1 protein-coding gene is annotated in these 1135 nt (G+C 36.7%); it reads left to right on the forward strand.

Annotation, left to right across the window (positions count from 1 at the left end; genetic code table 11):
* The first annotated feature begins 45 nt into the window (after positions 1-45).
* Positions 46-1122: a hypothetical protein gene (locus tag FIB07_01335; GenBank protein ID NJD51491.1), complete on the forward strand. Its 1077-nt coding sequence runs from the start codon at positions 46-48 to the stop codon at positions 1120-1122.
* Positions 1123-1135: the final 13 nt, after the last annotated feature.

Below are 1135 nucleotides of genomic sequence, written 5' to 3' on the forward strand. Positions count from 1 at the left end.
GCTGCGAACCCGAATTACGCGGAGGCGCACTATAATTACGCCAATTTGCTATCTGAACTTGACCGGAAAACAGAAGCAGAAGAACATTATAAACAGGCGATAGCTGCGAACCCGAGTTTAATAGAAGCACATGGCGCTTATGGTCTTTTTCTAATAGATAGTGATAAAAGAGATAAAGCATGGGAAGAAACAAAAATAGCATCTGATATGTTCCAAAAAGCATTTCGATACACGGAATCCTATTTGGCCAAAGCATGGTTTTATCAAAGATATGCTGATAAGAACTTAGAAAGAAATAGATATAAGGAAAGCAGTAAAGACATTAATCAAGCAGGTGAAGCCTACCTTAAAGCCTCAGAAACTGTTGAGGGCGAAATAAAACATGCACTTGAACTGAAGGGCGAAATAAAACATGCACTTGAACTGAAGGGCAATGTATGCAAAGCCCAGTCACTTATTAGAAAAGAACACAAATCCAATCAGGAACTGGTTGATGATCTGAAAAAAGCATCAGAGTTCTATAAAAAAGCTTCTGTTTGCCCTGCTGGAGGAACGGAAGAAACATGCAGAGCATGTTATTCCGTAATGGAAGTATTTTCTCAAGTACTCATGGCACTGGAGGAGGTTGCACATAATAAGAATCCCTATCTAAATAAAAATGAGTGGAATATCAAGCTTGAAAAGTCGAAGAAGATTTACATTAATATAGATTCAAAGAAAGGCGTTGCATTAATATTAGCATTGAAGGAGTTGATCAAATGTGTAGATGAACTTGCATATTATACAACGAGAAAATCATCTCCTCAGAAAAAAAGGCTGAAGGATTGTTACAAAACTTTAGAGGATGTTAGCTCAAAAGTGGAGGGTGGACTCAGGAATATTATAGACCCTGCGAATGAGATTCTAAGAATTTACTCCAAGAGCAAAGGCATACCAATGCCTGAAGAAAAAGCTTTATATGATTCTCCCTCTCCTTTTTATGAAAAATTATTTAAACCAATAGTTGTGGCAATAATAACTATTATTTTAGGTTATATTACTAATTTGCTCTTTGAATGGAAAACTCATGCGACGATATGGAATTTTATAAAATCCACTATTATTAATCAAACCTTACCATGACCCCACCCCCCCC

This window comes from Candidatus Methanoperedens sp. (genome assembly GCA_012026795.1).
GTDB lineage: Archaea > Halobacteriota > Methanosarcinia > Methanosarcinales > Methanoperedenaceae > Methanoperedens.